The sequence below is a fragment of the Actinospica robiniae DSM 44927 genome, from assembly GCF_000504285.1.
In the GTDB taxonomy this organism is placed as follows: Bacteria; Actinomycetota; Actinomycetes; order Streptomycetales; family Catenulisporaceae; genus Actinospica; species Actinospica robiniae.
In genome coordinates this window covers 1,447,923-1,466,074 of record NZ_KI632511.1, presented here as the reverse complement: position 1 = coordinate 1,466,074, position 18,152 = coordinate 1,447,923, and the positions used below count along the sequence as shown (strand labels likewise).

Genomic DNA, 18,152 nt, shown 5'->3' with positions numbered 1-18,152 from the left:
GGCCGTGGGATGGGGCGGAGGCCTCGTAGTAGTCCGAACGCGCGAGAGGCGCGTACATGGCGAAGGAGGCCAGCAAGTTGGCAGCGATGGCTACTGGAAGGTCAGGAGAGTGCGTTGGTGAACACTGACGAGCTGGAGTTGCGCTTCTACGAGGCGCAGCGCCGGGTACTGGGGATCCAGGGCAAGCTGCACCGGTGGGCCTGTGACGATCCTCGTCGCAGGTTCGATGATCTGTTCAACCTCGTCGCCGATCCCGCGTTCCTTCTGGTCGCGTGGGATCGGGTACAGGGGAACAAGGGTGCCAAGACGGCCGGGGTCGATGGCCGTACCGCGGCCTCGATCGCGTTGTGGACGGGGGTCGAGGAGTTTCTCGACCAAGTGCGGGACTCGCTTCGGGACCGTAGCTTCCGTCCGCTGCCGGTGCGGGAACGGATGATCCCGAAGGCGGGCGGCAAGTGGCGCCGCCTGGGGATCGCCACGATCCGCGACCGGGTGGTGCAGGCATCCGTGAAACTGGTGTTGGAGCCGATCTTCGAGGCGGATTTCCTCCCGTGCTCCTACGGGCTCCGCCCGAATCGCCGGGCTCATGACGCGGTGGCCGAGGTGCGCCATATGACGACCCATTCCTACGAGTGGATCGTCGAGGGCGATATCAAGGCCTGTTTCGACGAGATCTCGCATTCGGCCCTGATGGTCCGGGTGCGGGCTCGGATCGGGGACAAACGCGTGCTGGCCCTGGTGAAGGCGTTCTTGAAGGCGGGCATCCTCGGTGAGGACCGCGTGCTTCGGGAGAACAACGCCGGAACCCCGCAGGGTTCGATCCTTTCGCCGTTGCTCAGCAACATCGCCCTCTCGGTCCTGGACGAACATATCGCCCAGGGCTCGGGCGGCCCGGCTACCACCGCGTGGCACCGGGCCAGGCGTCGCCGGCACGGTCTTCCCAACTACCGGATCTCCCGGTATGCGGACTTATCCCGAGCTCGGGATAAGTCCGCTTATGCCGATGTTCGAGTTATGCCGAGGTGGTCGGGGCGGTGCTGGCTGGTGGGGGTGGCGTAGCCCGGCGCTCGGGATAACCCGGGCTGGGCTTCGGCTAGATCGTTTCGAGGAAGGACTTTGAAGACGCGGCTGACCCGGGATGGCGTCCTGCGCTTCCACGACATGTACGCGTTCGCCGCCCAGCACGCCCATCGCAATCCACGAGCGGTGGCCGGGCTTCGCCACCGGTTTCCCTTCGTTCTCATCGACGAGATGCAGGACACCGATGCCATGCAGTCCCGCCTCCTCGAGACGGTCTTTGGCAGCTCCGTAGTCATCCAGCGCGTCGGCGATGTGAATCAGCGGATCTATCGGGACAGTGAGAGTAGCGACGCGGACCGCGGCTTCCCGAAGGCATCTGCGCTCGAGCTGCCGGTCAGCCAACGATTCGGAGCCGAAATCGCGAGAGTGGCCACCCGCTTGACGGCCTCCCGCACCCAGCAGATCCACGGCGTCGGCCCAGCCGGAAAACTTGCCATCTTCACGTTTACGGAAGCCTCTGTAGACCGCGTTGTGCCTTCGTTCGAGGACCTGGCTAGAGAAATGGTGCCGGCCGACGTATTCGCGACGGCGGCACCTAGAGTCCTCGGGGGACGCATTAAACCGGGCAAATCGGAACTCTTCCCCAAAGCTGTCTGCTGCTACATGCCGGAACTCACCCCGTCCGGACCGGCGGACCCCCGCGGCGCTCTTCTGTACGCCTATCGCGAGGCTCGTGCCGTCGTACGCCGCCACGAAAGAGTCCGTCCCGGATCAGCACTGCTCTGGGACGCACTTCGTCGCCTCGTTTGGCAACACGAAGCTGCGGCAAGTCCTCAGGCGGAGCCCGCGTTACTGCCCCCATTGCCGGACCTCGGGCGAGAGCCAGGAACCCCCGGCCATCAGATCCGCACGTTGATTGTCACTGCTCTGACGCAAGACCGGGACAGCCCGAACCCGTGGCGCGCCTTCGTTCGATCGCTTGTGGACGCCGTCGAACATGTCGCGGGCCGTCCGCTGGCTGCGATCGGCCTGCTGTGCGATCGCCTCGCGTTCTACACGGATGCACCTAGATCAGCTGGTACTGTCAGGCCATCCATCGCGAGCTCGGTCCACAGCGCGAAGGGCGAGAACCACTGTGCGACCCTGGTTCTCGAATGCGCAACGACAGACGGCAGGGCTTACGATCTTGGGCCTCTCCTGCCGGTGATTGCAGGCCTCGAGCCCATCTCCTCCGTTCGGGAGGTCAACCGCACAGCCGCCTTGACGACGTTCGTGGCTGCAACCAGGGCCCGCTACCTGCTCGCTCTGGCGGTCCACCAGGGACGAGCAAGACCGTTTCTCCCCGCCCTCAGTCAAGACGGTTGGCTCGTCGTCGATCTGTGACCGGGACGGACATACGGCCGAACCAAAGATTGCGGGCGCGATCGCACATGGTGTACCCCGAATTCTGCGGAGGCTCCCGGAACCCGGGTCGCATTAGCTGGAACCGCAAGTCATAAGCTGGATGACCGCAAACCCAAGCCCTGCGGGCCGGTGTTGTCAGAGCGGGCAGATCCGATGGCGGGAGCGACAGACGGCAGCGGAATCATGGTGAGCGTGGGCGAGGACCTGAGCGTGTTCGGGGCGGCAGCGTGCTGCTCGTGCCTGAGTCCACGCTCGACGCGCTCGGTCGCACGGCCAAGAGGCGCTCCTCGCAAGCCACCGGCGCGGTTGTGTTCGTCGTGCCGGAGGCTGTTTCACGGCCGAGGTCTACCCCCAGGTTCGCTACGTCGGCACCCTGGAGCGCTTCCTCAGCCAGACCCCGCAGAAGCCCCGTTCCGGCCCGTTGGGCCGCTGTTGGTGGCACTTGGACCCTAGTTGCCGCCCGTTGGGCCAAGCGCCCGTGTGAGGGCGGCCATCGCCGACAGGGGCCGATCGATCAACTGCGCCCAAGCGGCACTCAACTGCAAACCCGCTCTCGCCGCGAAGATTGCATCACGACACGCCATGAAAGCACCCTGAACTACTTGACTTCTCATCCGACGTGCCGAGACGTCACGCCGGAACGCGTCGTGGAGGCCAACGCGGAAGAGGTCACCCCATACCTTGCTGACGAATCATCAGCGAGTGACGGATTTCCGACGCTGCGCAGAGGATCCAGACGATCCACGGCTCCGCATCGCGGGTGACGACCGTGGCCCTCCGATGCGCGGATCACGCGGTCCGGTCAGTTGCGGAAGGTTGAACGGAATCCGACTGACAAAACTGACGACACGAATCCGCAGGTGAGCACTTATCTGATCTGCTCCCCGCCCTGCTCCCCGGGGAGCAGGGGGAGCGGTGAAAGCGGGGAGCAGAAAGCATAAAGGCCATGATAACTTTGACGGCTATCATGGCCTCTGAGCTGCGGTAATGCTAGTGGGCGATACTGGGATCGAACCAGTGACCTCTTCCGTGTGAATACGGAAATCACCGTATACTCTCGCAAAGAGATCTCCATGAAGATGTCACTGACCTGCACTTACCCAAATCTGATGGCTCGTAAGCCCTGCAGTTACACGCAGTTCAGCGCATTCGCAGGGGAGCGTGCTCCCCGGTTCGGCTCCCCATGACGCTCCCATTGGGATTGGTCGGAGGGTTGAACCCTTCTCACATCACCCGCCTTTCTCTGATGCCCCGCCAGGTACTGCTTCCCGGATGAGTCGGTGCCGCTTCCGCGTCCAGCGTCCGCGCTCTCCGCGCCGACTCGTAGGCCTCCTGAGCTGGGCTGATGTACTCGAAGTGAGACCTCGCGGCGTGCCTCTTCCTGAGCGTCGGAGGCGGCGCTGTGAACGTGAGAATGGGGAGCAGGGTGGGGAGCATGCTCCCCACCGGAGAGGCCGAAGTCTCGTCCGGCTGAGCCGCGGTCAGATCTGATCGACCAGCGCCGAGAGACTGAACCGGTGATCTCCTCCGAGACGTGGAAGCGCTCGGGCGGGTGAGCTGGCGACCTCTTCTGCACTCCGAACGGGGCGATCAATTCGATCGTTACTCCGCGAAGGTGCCGGATCCGCGCTGGGTGGTGATCTGGGAACCGGGGACGACTGGTGTCGCTAGCGCGCTGCGGCTTTGTCCTCTGTCGCGACCGGCGTCTCCGCGCCTTCGCCGTGGCGTGCCGTTCCTGTCGGTGCGGCACGGTAGCAACGACTGCAGCGTCAACCAGGCAAACGCGGCCCTCGCCACTTTCTGCGGCTGGTGCGCGCCGCGGGGCCTCTGGGTCAGGCGCAGGACCACGTGCCCTTGATGGTGAAGGTGAGGTTGCTCGGTGTCCACGGGGTGAATGTCGCATCAATCGTCCCGGATTCCAATGACGCGTCGACCGTTGCATAGTTTGTCGTCTCGGGCATGTAGTACGTGTACGAAGTCGCACCAGCCGAGGTCAGGTAGTCCGCGATCGGGTCAGTAGACTGTATCTCGAAGATCATCGGGGTACTGTTCGCGATACCGGCTTGACCGTCGTTGAGCTGGAAACGTCCCGGTTTGAGTGTTGTGCCCGTGTAGTCGAGAGAGATCTGCCATCGGTTACCGGGCGTGATGAGTGTCGCGCTCCAGGCCCAGCCGTCCGAAGGACCTCCGGATCCCTGCGTGCACAGCGCGTCCGTGGCCGTCACGCCGCTGCCTGACGCCACGGCTCCGGTGAACGCCAGGTGGAGGGTCGCGGGTCTCGTCGTCGATGCGGGCGTCGGGGTGGCGCTGCTGCAGCCGCAGAGCGCAGCGCTTAGAACGACAACGCAGGCCAGAGCGAGCAGGTCGCGGTTGCTCATGTGCGGCACGATACTGACGACCTCCCCGCGCTTTCCGCATGTGGCTGATCCGTGGCTGGATCGAGACCGGACTCATCGGCCGCTACCAGGTACGAGTCGAGGCTGTGGCGCCAGAAAAGGGTCCGAATGCTGAATCGCACCGGGTTCCGTCCATGACTGCCCGCTCGCCGTTCTGCAAAGACGAGCCGTCTGATCCGCAGCGCAATCGGCAGCCGTGGACGGAACCCGGGGTGCGGTTCACACTGCCCCGGGCCAAAGCCAGGCGAATTCGACTACGCCGAAGAGGAGCGAGTGGAGAAACAGCAACCTTGTTGATCAGTAGGTTGCTGGGTGATCATGCCATTTCGAGAGCATCGCTCCGGCTTCCGTGGATCATGCGCATGTGTCGGCGGGCGCGCCTAGGCTAATACCAGCCGGGTTCCCGGACTAGAGCGGGTCGTTCATTGAGGGAGGCGCCGTGTCACTGCCGGAGACGCAGCGTCGCGATCGCAGCAAGTTGCGGCCGGCGGGGATGAAGGTCTCGCCAACCGAAGAACGCGAAGACGCCGGGGTGCGCCACGTGGAGTGCTTCTTCCGCGACGAGCTGCGCTGGCTGTTCCGGGTCCAGCAGCGCTTCGATTACGGGATCGACGCCCACGCCGAGATCGTCAATCTCGACTTTCCGGAGCCGCTCGTGACCGGACGGCTCCTTGCTATTCAGGTCAAGAGCGGTGATTCCTTCTTCGATGAGCCAGACAGTGAAAGGGGATGGAGGTTCCGAGACAGCAACGACCATCTCGCGTACTGGCTGGGCGGGTCCCTGCCGACGGTGGTCGTGCTCGTGAACAGCCGTCGTGAAGCGTACTGGCAGGTCATCTCCACCCGCACCGTCACGGAGAACGCGGACCGCTTCTCGCTCGTGGTCCCGCGCAGCCACCCGCTAGACGCGACCGCGGCCGAAGCACTGATCAGCCTTGCGCGCCGAGCGGACGGGGTCGCCGAGCAGTTCCCGCGCCATCTCGCAGTGCTTTCACCAGGAGTCGTCGAGCTTCTGCAGCGCATCGAAACTGTCGATCAGCTGGGAGCCGCGCGCTTGGCGGAGTATCTCGCCGGCGGCCGTCGCGCTCCAGCGCTTACCGCCGATGCGATGATCAGTGCGGAACCGTCGTGGTTGATCGGGAGCCCGATCGCCGACGCGATGTGGCGCGCCGTCGGCGTCTACGCGAGCGACCATAACTGCTTCAGTCTGGCCGCCGAGGCGTTCTTGCGGGCGGCGGAACTCGAAGGGCCGGATATGACGCGCGATGTCGTCCAAGCCGGGCTTTTGCTGCTGGCCAGTGACCGTGAGGAGGCCAGAGCGCAACTCGTGCGGGCGCGCGAGCTCGGGCAGGTGCTGCTGGCCGACATCGGCCTGAGCCAGCTGGAGGTCCCCGTCGACGACGGCAAGCCGTTCCCGGTTCCGGCGTCCGTGCAGAACGCCGGCAGCGAGCAACTGGCAGCAGAGCCGATCGCCATGATGTTCCTGGCGGAAAACGCCAACCGCTCGGGCAGGGTGGATGAAGCCATCGGGTTCGCAGAGCGTGCAGTGGCCGCAGCCCACCTCCGAGACACCCGTACACGGCTTGAACTAGCCAAACTGCACCATCGTCGCGCACTCATGACGGATATGGCACCTGCCGAGTTCCGCAGGGCCCTGGTCTTCGCGAGCGAGGTCGTCGAGGAACGCCGTCGGTGGGATGGGCCAAGCAGCGAAGCCCTTGCCCTACAGCTTGACATCCTCATCGCGACCGACATGGAGGCAGCGGTGGAAGCCGCTCTCCCCGATAGCGAAGGCGGCAGAGCCCGGCAGACCGAGGTCGCGGACCCCGAGATCGCGCGGCGCGGCGCGTTTGCCGCGCTGGCGGTTGACCGTGCGGATGCTTACCGCGCCTTCCTCACCCGGCTGCCTGACGGCCCCGACCAGCGCGAGCTAGGGGTTCTCGAGGGCGAGGCTACGAGTCGCCCGCCCACGGAGCGCATTGAGGGGTATCGCCGCGTGTTGGACGAATCCGCGGATCCGGGGATGGCTGTACGCGTCGTCGCGGCCCTTGTGCGGCTCGGAGTCTGGCCGCCGGAGGCCGACGACCTACATCAGCGCGCAGTATTTCCGGACGAGACCTACAGGATCTTAACCGCTTGCTACCAGGCACGTTCGGGTGACCGGGTGCTCGGGATCGCCCGACTGCGCGAGATGGCCAACCGCTCCGCGCACGCCGCGCACGAACTCGTCGCAGTCATCGAAGAGCTGGAAGGCCCAGAGCGCGCCATCGAGGAGGCAGAAAAGCAGAGCACCGTCTGGCCGGCGGCCGGCTTAGCGCTACAGCTACTCGATCTCTATGGGAAAAATGGCCGCGAGGACCAGGCCGCAGGGATGATCGAGCGGCGCATCGGCGACGACGGATGGCCCTCGGCGGTGCGGATGAGCCTGGCGAACTGGTACATCGGGCATACGGCGGATAAGGGCTTGTATGACCAGGCTATGGCTTTTGCGGCTAGGGCCATGCAGTTCGGGGACTCTCCCGCACTTACCTGGTCATATGTCAAAGCAATCTTCCTTAAGGGCGACGTAGTCGCCGCGCGTACGGCCCTGGCCCGCCACCGTCCGGACCCGGTGGGCGCGGAGGAGATGAAACTCTTCATTCAACTCCATTTCGGAGTGGAGTTGACCGTTGACGACGCCCAAGTGCTCATTGAGATCGCGCACGGCCTGCCGGACGGAGCGCTGCGCGAGGTGGCGGTGGGCATTCTGGTGCGCGAGGTCCTGCTCGCCCCGCCTCAGCCTGGAACCCGGCACTCCGATCAGGCCAAGCTGGATGTCCAGCGTCTGCAGGAGCAGATTCGCAACCGACCGGGCGGAATGCTCCGACTTGCTGCAGACGACGACGCTACCCTGCGCGAGGCCATGGCGCCGGATCAGCCGGACCCGGCAGAATATCAGAAGATTGCTACCGAGGTCGGCCAGGGGCGCCGCGCAGTGGCGGAGATTGCGCGATTCGTCGCGGCTCCCTACGCGACCGCCATCATCCGCCGCCCTGGCGGCGTGGTCCCGGCGATCGATTTGTCCCCGGGTGTGCGAGCAGCGGGCAGGGCCGCGGCGGGAGAAGCGCTTAAGAGCGGCAGGTGCGTCGCCGACCTTTCATCGCTCCACCTCCTAACCCTCCTCGGAGACGACGATCGGCTTCGGATCATCACATCGCTTCGCCGAATGCTGATCGCGAGAAGCTCAGTGACGGACGCAACGATGACCCGCGAGCGGTTCCGAGAGATCGACCTGTCCTCCTACACCGCTGCGATACTGAAGGACGGCACCGTCCAGCGCTCCACCCTGTCCCTGGAGCAGAAGCAGTACCTTCGTGAGAGCGCGCTCGCACTCGAACTCATCGCCTCACAGACGGAATCGGCCCACCCCTCGATCCGCACAGACGCCCCGGCAGACACCCTCGCCCTTGCTGAGGAGCAGGCCGAGCCGCTGTGGTGCGACGACATCGCTCTGCGCCAACAGGCCAGGCAACGAGGCGTGCGCGCCTTCAGCATCATCGATCTCTTTGACGCACTAGAGGAAACGCTGGTGCTGGTCGACCGTTCAGCGGCGATGCTCGCCCTCGCCGGCCACTTCGTCGTGGATCTTCCGTTAGGCGCCCCGCACATCATTGCGCTGGCCCAAGACAATGGCTGGGCTGCCGGAGTCGGATTGCTGCCCTTACTGCGAACCGAATGGTGGCGGCACCATGTGCCTCAGGCGCCACACATGTGGCTCGAGATCGCGACAGCTGCTGCGGCCCACTCGCCCGAGGCGCTCTTCATGGCCACGCAGGCGGCGTTGTTCGGCTCCGTCAACGCTGCGCCCGCTAGCCGGGCCACCCAGCACTTCCAGCAGATCCTCGTCGACGCGCTGCTCGCCTGCCACCTTGCCAGCACCTCAGCCCCCGAAGAGTTCCTCGCACGGACGGCGTGCGACGCACAGCCGGGCATCGTTCCCGGGCCCGCCTTCGTGCTGAGCGCCCTGATCGACCGGCTCAAGAAGCGGGGCGTCGACAACCCGATCACGATTGCGCGGTCTCTTCTGCCTGAAGCGGGCTTCGACGGCTGAGGTGATGCGCAGCGCCAGCCGCGCCCCTACGGCCGCCCCACAGCCGCCAGAAGGCCGATGCCGAGACTTCGGAACCGGGCGACTCGACGGTCCTGCCCTTCCTCCGCCGCGCCGCTCCACCCGGACCGGACCGGACCGCTGATGATCGCTGTGGCCCGGGGCCGATGCAGCCCTGTTGCACAAGCGGTCGGTTGTGCAACAGAGCCACGGGGTAACGCGGATAATGACCGGATGCCGTTTGGGCCGTTTCGGCAGCGGTGAACGAGATGGCCGGAAGTGTCGGCGGGTGCCGTTAGTCTCGGAGGCGTGGAATCTCCTCACACGAATGCCCGCGTCGGGTTCGACGCCGACTACTACAACGCCTGCCTCTCCTTCGGGCGCGGCGGCGACCGCACCGTCATGGCCGCCTGGCGGGAGCTCGGCGACCTCCTCGCCGGCCGCGCTGGCTGGCACTTCGACATCGTCAACAAGGGCGGGGCCGTTCCCGAGGCTCTGTGGAGCCTCGGCCTGTTCGGCGAATCGCGCCTGAACGTCCGCGTCACCGACGCCGGGTGGTTCGAGTGCTTCGACTACGACGGGGACCGCACCGACGTGTGCTCGACGATCGCCAAGGTGGCCGCGTGGATCGAGGGCGGGGACCGGGAGGAGCGCGCCCGCAAGCCCTCGGACTTGCAGCGCAGGATGGCCAGCGAAGACGACTGGAAGGTGTTCAAGTTCCGCCAGAACACGGTCCTGGTCTCCTGGTCCGATGACTACTACAGCGCCGCGATCCTCGGGGCCGCGCACGACACCGCCTTCGGCACGACCCTGAAGGAGGCCATCGACCGCGCTGGCGAGATGCTCTGCGGCCTGTTCGGCGCGCCCTCCGAGATCGCTCCGGAGCTGAACCTGGTGGCCGAGCTCGACGAGAGCGCCACGAGCCGCCTGCGCCAGAACGGCAAGTAGGGCTGGAAGCTACCGCGACCTACGAAGAGGTCGGGGCCGCGGTACGCGCGCAGTGGCGCCCTTCCCGCGTGTCCGGCGGGGTCGGGGCGGGGCGGGTCAGCGCAGCAGGTCGTCGCGTTCGAGGAGCAGCAGCTGCACGCCGAGCTCGTCGCACCGGGCCTTGGCGCGCTGTTTGGCCTCGTCCTCGATGGGGCTGGTGGCGGCCATCACGTAGATCTCGGAGCGCAGCCGCTGCACAATGTCCAGGTCCTTCTCCAGCTGCTTCTCCGTGAAGGAGTAGCCGGACATCTTCACCTCGCCGCTGACCAGCTTGCCGTCGCAGACCCCGAGGACGTCGGCCTCGCCCTCCACCCCGTCGGTGAAGAACAGGTCGACCCCCGGCTTGAGGAAGGTGTGCTTGTAGCGGCGTTGGAGCGTCCCGAGCACCATCAAATGCGCGATCACGCCGCTGTCGTTGGCGAAGTCCACGCGCCCGTCGAGCCGGTAGTAGACGACCAGGCCGCGCGGCGCGGGCTCGCGCGTGTAGTCGGTCGTGGCGCCGCACACGGGGCACCGCGCGACTCCGCGGGCGGCCTCCGCGGAGAACGGCACGAAGCTCTTGTTTGTGCACTCGCCGCACACGGTCCGGAAACCGCGCTCGGCCCAGCCGATGCCGGCTAGTCGCTCCAGGGCCGTTTGCGCGGCCTCGAAGGACCCGTGCCCCAGGTTCTCGGCGCACTTGAAGGTCCGCTCGCTCCGGCCGCCGAACCTCTCGGCGAACTCCCTCTGCTCTTCGGTCAGCGGCTGGCCCTTGCCGAACAGCTTCTCCAACTCCTTGGCGATCTTCTCGCCGCGCGGGGTGGTCAACTGCCGGATCGACTCGAAGACGTTCGCCTCGCGCAACACGTCGATCGCGCCCTGCTCCATCAGTCCCGCGCCGAGCGCGCCCTTGTCTGACAGGCGGTGCGCATTGGTGACCTCGCGCATCACTGCCTCGTAGCCGGCGGCCAGCGTCGGAATCCGAAGCTCGATCCGCCAATCCCGCTTAAGGTAGTCGGGGATCTGGATGGCCTCGTCATGCCACTCGGCGCTGTCGGTGACGAGCTTCGCCACGGGCTCGCGCTTCGGGAGGGCGTCAAGCGGCTCGCCGGAGATGCTGACGAGCGAGAGCCCGGCAAAGGCCGCCGTGGTGGGCACCGGGCTGGCGAAACGCAGCACGGTCTTCTCCCCGACCACCGGCACATCGACGAACTCAGTCTCGCCATACCGGCGCTCGAACGCGAAGTAGTGGACCGGGCAGTCGAGTTGGTAGGTGAACGGCGCCAAGCGCTTCGGCACCTTGCCCGTCGTGAAAGGCCGGGCCGGCGCCTCCTCGGACAGCTGCAAACCCATGCTCTCGGCGAAGGCGTGCATCGCCTCCTCCGCCACCGACGAGGAGACGATCAGGACGTCGGGCGAGAAGTGAGCAGGCCGTTTCAACGCCTCGAACAATACGCCCGGCCAGCTCATCCAACTGCTGACGTCCGCTGGCAGCAGGTACATCGGCATCACCCCGCGGCCGGCCGGGCGTAACGCCCGCAGGTTCCAGAACTTCAAGCAGTCGCCGAAGTCGTCCTCGGATGTGAGGAAGATGACGGTCGGGGAGGTGGCTGGGGTCAGCGGCGCCCACGCCTCGCGCATCGAGACCGTTGTGGCCTCAAGCAGGGTGTGGCCCCGGAGCTGCGATTCGCCGATATCGAGGCCGCCCTGAGCACGGCGGATCGTCAACCCGGACTCGTGGAAGCCCTTCGCAGCTTCGGCGCTCAGACCGCCCGCAGCGGCCACCTGCCACAGCGGATCGCCCTCGGCAGCAATGGTGTACCCGTTGCTGCCGTCGACGGTCCCTGGAGGTCCCAAGTCGGCAGGGTGGCTCGTGCACTGGGTCACGCCCCACGAGTCGATGTCCTTGATAGGCGTGAGATGCATGCCGAACGAGTCGGCCAACGACTTCGCATGATCGACTGGTGCATCGATGTTCACCAGGCCATCCACGTGGGAGAGTTCGATCATCCGCTGGGAGTCCAAAGAGATCGTGCCGTCGTCACGGACCGGGATGATCAGCTCGGTCTGGCCACCCCACCGCTCGCTCGCTTCCTGCACCGCCCGTCGGAAGCCGTCTAGGCTTTCCTCGGCAATCAGGTAGGCGGCACGCGCGGGCCGCACCGTCACGGTGAAAAGGGCTGACTGTCCGATGAAACTCACAGCACCATCGTGGCCCTGATCTTCTCGAAATTCGAACCGATAACCCGCGCGTGGCCACGGTTGTCGTTGCGCAAGCGGTCGTTTGTCAGACAGGCCCGGCGTCACCCGACCGGCGCCGGGATCGACACCTACACCGAGCTCCACCAGGCCGCCGTCATCGAAACGATCGGCTGGCACCTGGCCACCGAGGCCTTCCCCTCCACCCCCGCAGGCTACCGGCGCCTGCTGACCTGGCTGCGCTCGCACGGCCAAGTGATCGCCGTGGGCATGGAGGGCACCGGATCCTTCGGCGCCGAGCTTGCCCGTTACCTCCGCGCCCACCACGTCACCGTCATCGAGGTCGACCGACCCGACCGCCGAGCGCGCCGTGCCGCAGGCAATTCCGACCCCGTCGACGCCTACGCCGCCGATCGGTCCGTCGGCACCAAGGTCTCGTCCGGTCGCGCTCACTGCGGCTCCGGTGTGAGCCCGATCGCAATCGCGAGGGTGCGGGTGAAGACGACCATCGCGTCGTCGGTCCCAAGGTGAAAGCGCCCGTCGGCGGGCCACCGTGCCGGGGCTCCCGCCACGAGCCATGTCGTGCAGGTCTGCGTGCTCAGCGCCACCGCAAGGGGTAGTCGGCGTCCGTAAGCTCCTTCGCTCCAATGGACCTCAATGCCAACGAGGGGCGTATCGATGATGCCCGACCAGGCCGGGTGCCCAGTAACCGGCGCCTGTGGAGTGCCTCCGGGCTGCCCGATCATCCCCAGGTGGGCCGACACGGGTCCTGGGTAGATCTCCAACCCGTGGTAGTCGAAGCTGTGGCCCCATACCGCTGAAAAGCGAGTGCTGCTGTCAACGAGCAGCTCCACCCCCATCGTGGGCAGGTGCCAGTCCCCGAAGTCCCAGTCCTCGACCTCGGTACGCTCATCGCCGCGGGCTAGGGGGTAGTACGTGACCCCCGTGATGCATCGACCGCGCAGATCGGAAACCGTGCGGGCGTAGTCATCCTCCGTAAGCGGCGTCCACGACATGCCGCCATTGTCATCGCCATGCGGCGCCCGGTCGACCTCGTTTCCACGCACGCGCGAGCCGAGGGGGCATGATCTGCCGTGGCATCGCACGGTGGCTTCGCAGGCCGCGATCGATCCGATGGCGCGGCCGAACTGTCGGTGCCCGGTCCCATAATGGCGTCCATGGTGGACCCGAGTGAGTTCCTGATGGCTGACGGCGTGAGCATCATCGGCCACGGCGACGGCGTCTACCAGATGCGGGTGAGCATCCCCGACGACCCTGATGGGTTCCTCGGTCGGCAGTGCCCTGAGTGCTTGCGCATCTTCAGGATCGACTCGGGCGACTACCAGGGCCTGCCAGATGATATTCGCCTGTGGTGCACCTACTGCGGCCACCGTGCAGAGCACGGAGAGTTCCTGACTGACGGACAGCGCGAACGCGCGATGCGGGCGGCTGGAGATCTCGGCGTACAGCTACTGACCTTCAAAGCGTGATGTCGTCATGGTGGCTCGGGTTGGCGTGCGAGTCCGGTTCCGCTTAGGCAGCCGTCGATGCGGTAGATGTCAAGTCCAGTGAGACAGCTTGTTTCTAGTTGTTGCGCAGGTGGGCTGGCAGGGGCGGTCGGGTTATGGCGTTGGGGTCGTTGATCCAGACGGTTTCGGGGATGGTAGGGGCGGTGGGGCGGCGGGCGAAGCGTTCGGGGTTGGCGGTATAGGCAGCGTTCAGGACGAGTTGGCGCTGGTCGCGGATGAGTTCGGCGGTTCCGTGGTGCACGGAGGCCGGGGTGTGCCAGCCGATGCCGGAGTGGCGGTGGGTGGACGCCGTGCAGTTTCGTAGACAGTAAGTATTATGCTGCTAATGCAAGCTTGTTGTCAAAAATTGACTCGTATTGAGATGGGCTCAGGTATCCGAGCTGGCGCTGGATCCGTGTGCGGTTGTAGTAGGTCTCGATGTACTCGAAGGTGGCCGCACGGACCTGCTTCAGCTCGCTCCAGATCGACAGATGTATGAGTTCCTTCTTGTAGAGCGCGTTGAACGACTCGGCGGCGGCGTTATCGAAGCAGATTCCGGTGTTGCCGACCGAGGGCAGCATGCCGTGGTCGAGGCACAGGTCGCGGAATGCGCGTCCGGTGTAGACGCTGCCTCGGTCGGTGTGCATCACGGTCTGGCCCTGTGCTGGTCGGCGGCGGGCGATCGCCATGCGCAGCGCGTCCAGGACGAGTTCCTCGCGCATGTGGTCGGCCACGGCCCATCCGATCACCTGGCGGGAGAACCCGTCGATCACTGTCGCCAGGTACGCCCAGCCGGCCAGGGTCCAGATGTAGGTGACGTCGCCGTACCAGATCTCGTTCGGCGCGTCGGGGAAGAAGTCGCGTTCGACCAGGTCGAGCAGGCCGCGGTTGTTCGCAGGGTCCTGCATGGTGGTGTTCTTGCGTCTGGCGGCCGGATGTACGCAGCGCAGGCCGGCGGCCCGTGCCAGGCGGCGGACCCGGCGCTGCGAGGTGGCGTGGCCCGCCTTGGCCAGTTCGGCGTGGATGCGGTCGATCCCGTAGCGGCCCTCGTGGTCCTGGTCTATCTTCACGATCTCGGCGGTCAGCTCGGCGTCGCGCTGGGTGTGTGCCGACTCTTGCCGGTTTGACCAGGCGTAATATCCGGATCGGGAGACCGCCAGGATGCGGCACATCAGCTCGATCGGGTAGCGGTCTCGGCGCGGTATGCCTGATTCATCCTGGTCCTCGACGATGGAGGAGATGAAGGCGAACCTCACTGGTTCTGGCTGGCAAACCACGCCGCTGCTTTTTTTAGGAAATCTCTTTCCATGCGCAGCTTGCGCACCTCGTCCTCGAGCTCCCGCAGCCGGGCGCGCTCATCGGCGGTGACGGGCTTCTCGACGACGGTGCCGTTCTTCTTGGCGAGATTGACCCAGTTGCCCAGGGTGGCTTCATGGATGCCGAGGTCGCGGGCGATCTCCGCGACCGGCTTACCCGAGCTGATGACGAGCTCGACCGCCTGGGACTTGTACTCGGCCGTGTACTTCTTTCGCGCTGCTCCCACTGATCAACCTCCGTAGACCAGCCACCTTAGTGGCTCTGAGTGTCTACGAGACTGCCGGGGGTCCAGGGCGTGGTTGTAGTGGGGGAGGTAGGCGTTGACGTATTCAGTCGCGTGGGCGAGGTCGGCGAAGACCTCGGGGAAATAGGGGTCGTATTTTAGGGTTCTGAATTGTGCTTCGGAGTAGGGGTTGTCGTTCGAGGTCTTGGGCCTGCTGTGGGAGCGGGTGATCGCGAGCCGGGTCATCAGGTCGGCGACGGACCCGGCGGTCATCGCGCTGCCGCGGTCGGCGTGGATGTAGGTGGGGCGGATGCCGCCGTTGGCCGCGATCGCGGCGGCGATGAACTCCTCGGCGTCCACGGCGTTCTCCGAGAGCGCCAGGCGCCAGCAGATCGCCTTGCGGGAGTAGATGTCGAGCATCACGTACAGGTGGAAGTAGACGCCTTTCGCGTGCGAGCGCAGGCGGGTGACGTCCCAGGACCACACGTGGTTCGGGCCGGTCGCGACGAGCTCCGGTTTCACGTTCGCCGGGTGTCCGGCCTGCCGTCGGCGTTCGCCGGCCTGGCCGTGCTCGCGCAGGATCCGGTACATCGTGGAGACCGAGCAGTGGTAGCGGCCCTCGTCGAGCTCGCGGGCGTAGAGCTGGGCGGGGGCCAGGTCGGCGTTCTCCTCGGCGTTGAGCAGGGCGAGCACCGCGGCGCGCTCGGCGTCGGTGAGCGCGCAGGGCGGCGAGGCGCGACGCGGGCGGGGACCTTGTACCGGCGGTTTCAGGCGCCGGTAGTGGGTGGCCGGGGAGCGGCCGGTCAGCCGGCACGCCGCTCGGGTGCTCAGCGCCTTTTGAAGAACGGCGAAGCAGGCGTCGAGGTCGGCTTCGACTGCGTCGGCGTGTCCGCGCTCTCGGAGAGCAGTTCCCAGAGCGCGACAACTTTTCCCAGCGCCTCCACCGCCGTCTTCTGCCGCCCGAGCTCGGTCTCGAGCCGCGCGTTGGCGTTGCGCAGCTTCTCGATCTCGGCGTCGCGCGCGTCCTTCTTCGGCCGCCTGGCCGAGGTGCGGGCATCGGTGAGCCCCGTGAGCGCACCGGCGTCGCGGGCGGTACGCCAGTCGATGATGTGCGAGTGGTACAGCCTCTCGCGCCGCAGGATCGCGCCCTTCTCGCCCTCGGGCGCGGCCTCGTACTCGGCCAGGATCCGCAGCTTGTACGCGGCCGGGAACGTGCGCCGCGTCGGGCGCGGGGCCGGATCGGGCCCGGAGGCGGACGGGGGTATGCGGGACGGGGAGGATGACATCGGGGTGGGGCTCCTTGCGGGGTACAGGTCAAGATCTACCCTAACCCGGACTAACCGGGTGACTCACCCCAGACTGGCAGAGAGGGATGAGTGCGGGTTGGTGCTGGATGATGCGTAGGCGCTGGCGTATGGCGTGTTCGAGGTGGGCGAGGTCGGCGAAGGCGATGTTCGCCAGGGCTCGGCGTACCAGGGACCAGATCCCCTCGGTCGGGTTCAGGTCCGGGCTGTAGGCCGGGAGCTGGTAGACGGTGAGCCAGTCGTGTTCGGCGATGAACTTCTTCATGGCCGAGCACACGTGGGTGTTGAGGTTGTCCCAGATCAGGACGATCGGGCCGCCGAGTTGGTGGTGGGCGGCGGTCAGCAGGTCACGGTAGTGGTACCAGGCGAAGCCCTTGCGCCCGTCGGGCTGTCTCGCGGGTGCCGGCCGGTAGATCAGCCTAGGGCGTTCACCGGGCTTGTAGCAGGTCAGTGCGGCTATGGATAGGTGCTGGCGGGAGCGGCCGCGCACGCGCGCGATCGGGGTGTGTCCGCGTCGGGACCAGGTTCGGGAGGTGGGCGGCGTCATCGTGAATCCGGCTTCGTCCTCGAAGACGAGCCAGGCACTCAGCGCCGCCCGGGTTCTTCCGCGTGCGGCCAGGTCTCCTTTACCCACGCCGTCACGGCGTGCTCGTCGCGTTCGACGGCGCGGCGCGCCGGGCTCTGGTGGCTCCAGCCGTGCCGGTGCAGCAGCGCGGCGACGCCCTGCGGCGTATAGCTCTTGTGGAATCGGCGGCCGATGACGGTCTTGATCCGCGCGAGTGTCCAGGTCTGGTCCGGGAAGCCGTGAGCCTCCGGCCCCTTGTCGAGCTCGGCCTCCAATTTCGCGAACAACTCGTCGCTGAGCATCGGCAGGGATGTCGGGCCCTTCGAGACCAGCGCGGCCTCGCCGCCTTCGGACCAGGCCTTGCGCCAGCGCTGGAGCGAGCGCACGTGGACGCGCAGATCCTTGGCGATCAGCGTATTGTCCTGCCCGAGAGCAAAGCGTTCGGCCGCCGCCATCCGCAGGCGCTCGCGCACCTCCCGCCGCTGCGCGGTCAGACCACCGCCTTGTGGGTATCTCACGAGAACGGCTTACCGCAGAACTGACAGTCAGTCAGCTACCTCGATCGCCCTTGGGGCCCCTGAGCCCGGGTGTAAGTCGTTGGCGCCAAATCGTGGTTGTGCGTCATGCTCCTTGCCACGCGCCGCACCAGGCGCCCGGCGGGAGGGGGAGCATGAGGTACGTCGAGCTGAACGCCACGATAAACAACATCTCCGGGGTGATCAGCGCGCAGGCGTACCTGAAACTGCTACCCCAGTTGGCTCGCCACTTGCCGACTGGAGCTCGCGCCTTCGCAACCGACCCGCAGCACTACGACTTCTACAGCCGAAGGTGCGTGAAGGACCTCACGATCGACAACGTCTCCTTCCCGGGCGACGGCGGCCACCAGACCATCGAGATCAGGTTCGGCCACAACTGCTGGAAGCACGAGGAGAACCTCGTCATCACCTACTCGGGAGTCTCCAGTTACGAGCTGCGACCCGAAGACGGCACGAGTAGTTGGACGAACCTCAAGCCGGTAATCCTCGACGAAGTGCTGCCCCACGACCATGGCTGCAGCCACGAAATCGCCTGCCGGGCCGGCACACTCACCATCGTGTCCACCGATCTCGTCGCCTCATGGGCGCCGGCCAACTGCCCCGAGCAGCCGACGGCACGGTAAGCGA

At 66.1% G+C, this 18,152-nt stretch carries 15 protein-coding genes and 1 pseudogene; 7 read left to right on the top strand and 9 right to left on the bottom strand.

Features of this window, described 5'->3' with window-relative positions:
• Positions 1-117: 117 nt before the first annotated feature.
• Together ACTRO_RS06335 and ACTRO_RS06330 are read left to right on the top strand one after the other, a co-directional pair.
• Positions 118-969, top strand: a pseudogene (locus tag ACTRO_RS06335) (reverse transcriptase domain-containing protein); the annotation flags it as partial.
• A 147-nt stretch (positions 970-1,116) separates the two neighbouring features.
• Positions 1,117-2,403 carry a UvrD-helicase domain-containing protein gene (locus ACTRO_RS06330; RefSeq protein ID WP_034261923.1) on the top strand — a complete coding sequence of 429 codons (1,287 nt, stop codon included), beginning with the start codon at positions 1,117-1,119 and terminating at the stop codon, positions 2,401-2,403.
• A gap of 1,853 nt (positions 2,404-4,256) precedes the next feature.
• On the opposite strand, the gene ACTRO_RS46860 is transcribed toward ACTRO_RS06330, so the two are convergent.
• The gene (locus ACTRO_RS46860; RefSeq protein ID WP_157435838.1) at positions 4,257-4,802 is read right to left on the bottom strand and encodes a hypothetical protein; all 546 of its coding nucleotides are present in this window, start codon (positions 4,800-4,802) and stop codon (positions 4,257-4,259) included.
• A 457-nt stretch (positions 4,803-5,259) separates the two neighbouring features.
• Between ACTRO_RS46860 and ACTRO_RS42850 the strand changes: the two genes are divergently transcribed.
• Both ACTRO_RS42850 and ACTRO_RS06315 read left to right on the top strand, forming a co-directional pair.
• A complete protein-coding gene (locus ACTRO_RS42850; protein WP_084316014.1) occupies positions 5,260-8,910 on the top strand; it encodes a DUF4365 domain-containing protein in 3,651 nt (1,216 codons plus the stop codon).
• 306 nt (positions 8,911-9,216) lie between these two features.
• Positions 9,217-9,855, top strand: coding sequence for a hypothetical protein (locus tag ACTRO_RS06315; protein WP_034261917.1), 639 nt, complete (start codon positions 9,217-9,219; stop codon positions 9,853-9,855).
• A gap of 96 nt (positions 9,856-9,951) precedes the next feature.
• Here the strand turns inward: ACTRO_RS06315 and ACTRO_RS06310 are convergent, their stop codons facing one another.
• Complete coding sequence (locus tag ACTRO_RS06310; protein ID WP_157435836.1) at positions 9,952-12,180, bottom strand: hypothetical protein; 2,229 nt, start codon at positions 12,178-12,180, stop codon at positions 9,952-9,954.
• Between ACTRO_RS06310 and ACTRO_RS50745 the strand changes: the two genes are divergently transcribed.
• Positions 12,085-12,603 carry an IS110 family transposase gene (locus ACTRO_RS50745; protein WP_051450390.1) on the top strand — a complete coding sequence of 173 codons (519 nt, stop codon included), beginning with the start codon at positions 12,085-12,087 and terminating at the stop codon, positions 12,601-12,603. The genes ACTRO_RS06310 and ACTRO_RS50745 overlap by 96 nt on opposite strands.
• Here the strand turns inward: ACTRO_RS50745 and ACTRO_RS47955 are convergent.
• Entirely contained in the window at positions 12,522-13,088 is a 567-nt protein-coding gene (locus ACTRO_RS47955) for a hypothetical protein (protein ID WP_034261911.1), read from the bottom strand. The two genes, ACTRO_RS50745 and ACTRO_RS47955, sit on opposite strands and share 82 nt — an antisense overlap.
• 78 nt (positions 13,089-13,166) lie before the next feature.
• Between ACTRO_RS47955 and ACTRO_RS06295 the strand changes: the two genes are divergently transcribed.
• Entirely contained in the window at positions 13,167-13,562 is a 396-nt protein-coding gene (locus ACTRO_RS06295) for a hypothetical protein (protein WP_169739825.1), read from the top strand.
• Positions 13,563-13,656: 94 nt separating this feature from the next.
• Here ACTRO_RS06295 and ACTRO_RS06290 read toward each other — a convergent pair whose 3' ends face one another.
• The 6 genes from ACTRO_RS06290 to ACTRO_RS51295 all read right to left on the bottom strand — a co-directional run bounded on the left by ACTRO_RS06290 (position 13,657) and on the right by ACTRO_RS51295 (position 17,507).
• Positions 13,657-13,842, bottom strand: a complete 186-nt coding sequence (locus ACTRO_RS06290) for a hypothetical protein (RefSeq protein ID WP_034261904.1) — start codon at positions 13,840-13,842, stop codon at positions 13,657-13,659.
• Positions 13,843-13,915: 73 nt separating this feature from the next.
• Positions 13,916-14,836: an IS3 family transposase gene (locus ACTRO_RS06285; protein ID WP_211244118.1), complete on the bottom strand. Its 921-nt coding sequence runs from the start codon at positions 14,834-14,836 to the stop codon at positions 13,916-13,918.
• The gene (locus ACTRO_RS48645; RefSeq protein WP_034261878.1) at positions 14,833-15,123 is read right to left on the bottom strand and encodes a transposase; all 291 of its coding nucleotides are present in this window, start codon (positions 15,121-15,123) and stop codon (positions 14,833-14,835) included. The genes ACTRO_RS06285 and ACTRO_RS48645 overlap by 4 nt, the downstream gene beginning before the upstream one ends.
• Positions 15,124-15,126: 3 nt before the next feature.
• The gene (locus tag ACTRO_RS06275) at positions 15,127-15,813 is read right to left on the bottom strand and encodes an IS3 family transposase (RefSeq protein WP_051450389.1); all 687 of its coding nucleotides are present in this window, start codon (positions 15,811-15,813) and stop codon (positions 15,127-15,129) included.
• Between the two features lie 134 nt (positions 15,814-15,947).
• Complete coding sequence (locus ACTRO_RS06270) at positions 15,948-16,406, bottom strand: hypothetical protein (RefSeq protein ID WP_051450385.1); 459 nt, start codon at positions 16,404-16,406, stop codon at positions 15,948-15,950.
• Positions 16,407-16,446: 40 nt separating this feature from the next.
• Positions 16,447-17,507, bottom strand: a protein-coding gene (locus ACTRO_RS51295; protein WP_425394855.1) for an IS630 family transposase whose coding sequence is annotated in 2 segments (ribosomal slippage) — positions 16,447-17,058 and positions 17,061-17,507 — 1,059 coding nt in all. Because the reading frame shifts where the segments join, the coding sequence is not laid out codon by codon here.
• A 152-nt stretch (positions 17,508-17,659) separates the two neighbouring features.
• Here ACTRO_RS51295 and ACTRO_RS06255 point away from each other — a divergent pair.
• Positions 17,660-18,148, top strand: a complete 489-nt coding sequence (locus ACTRO_RS06255; protein WP_034261897.1) for a hypothetical protein — start codon at positions 17,660-17,662, stop codon at positions 18,146-18,148.
• Positions 18,149-18,152: the final 4 nt, after the last annotated feature.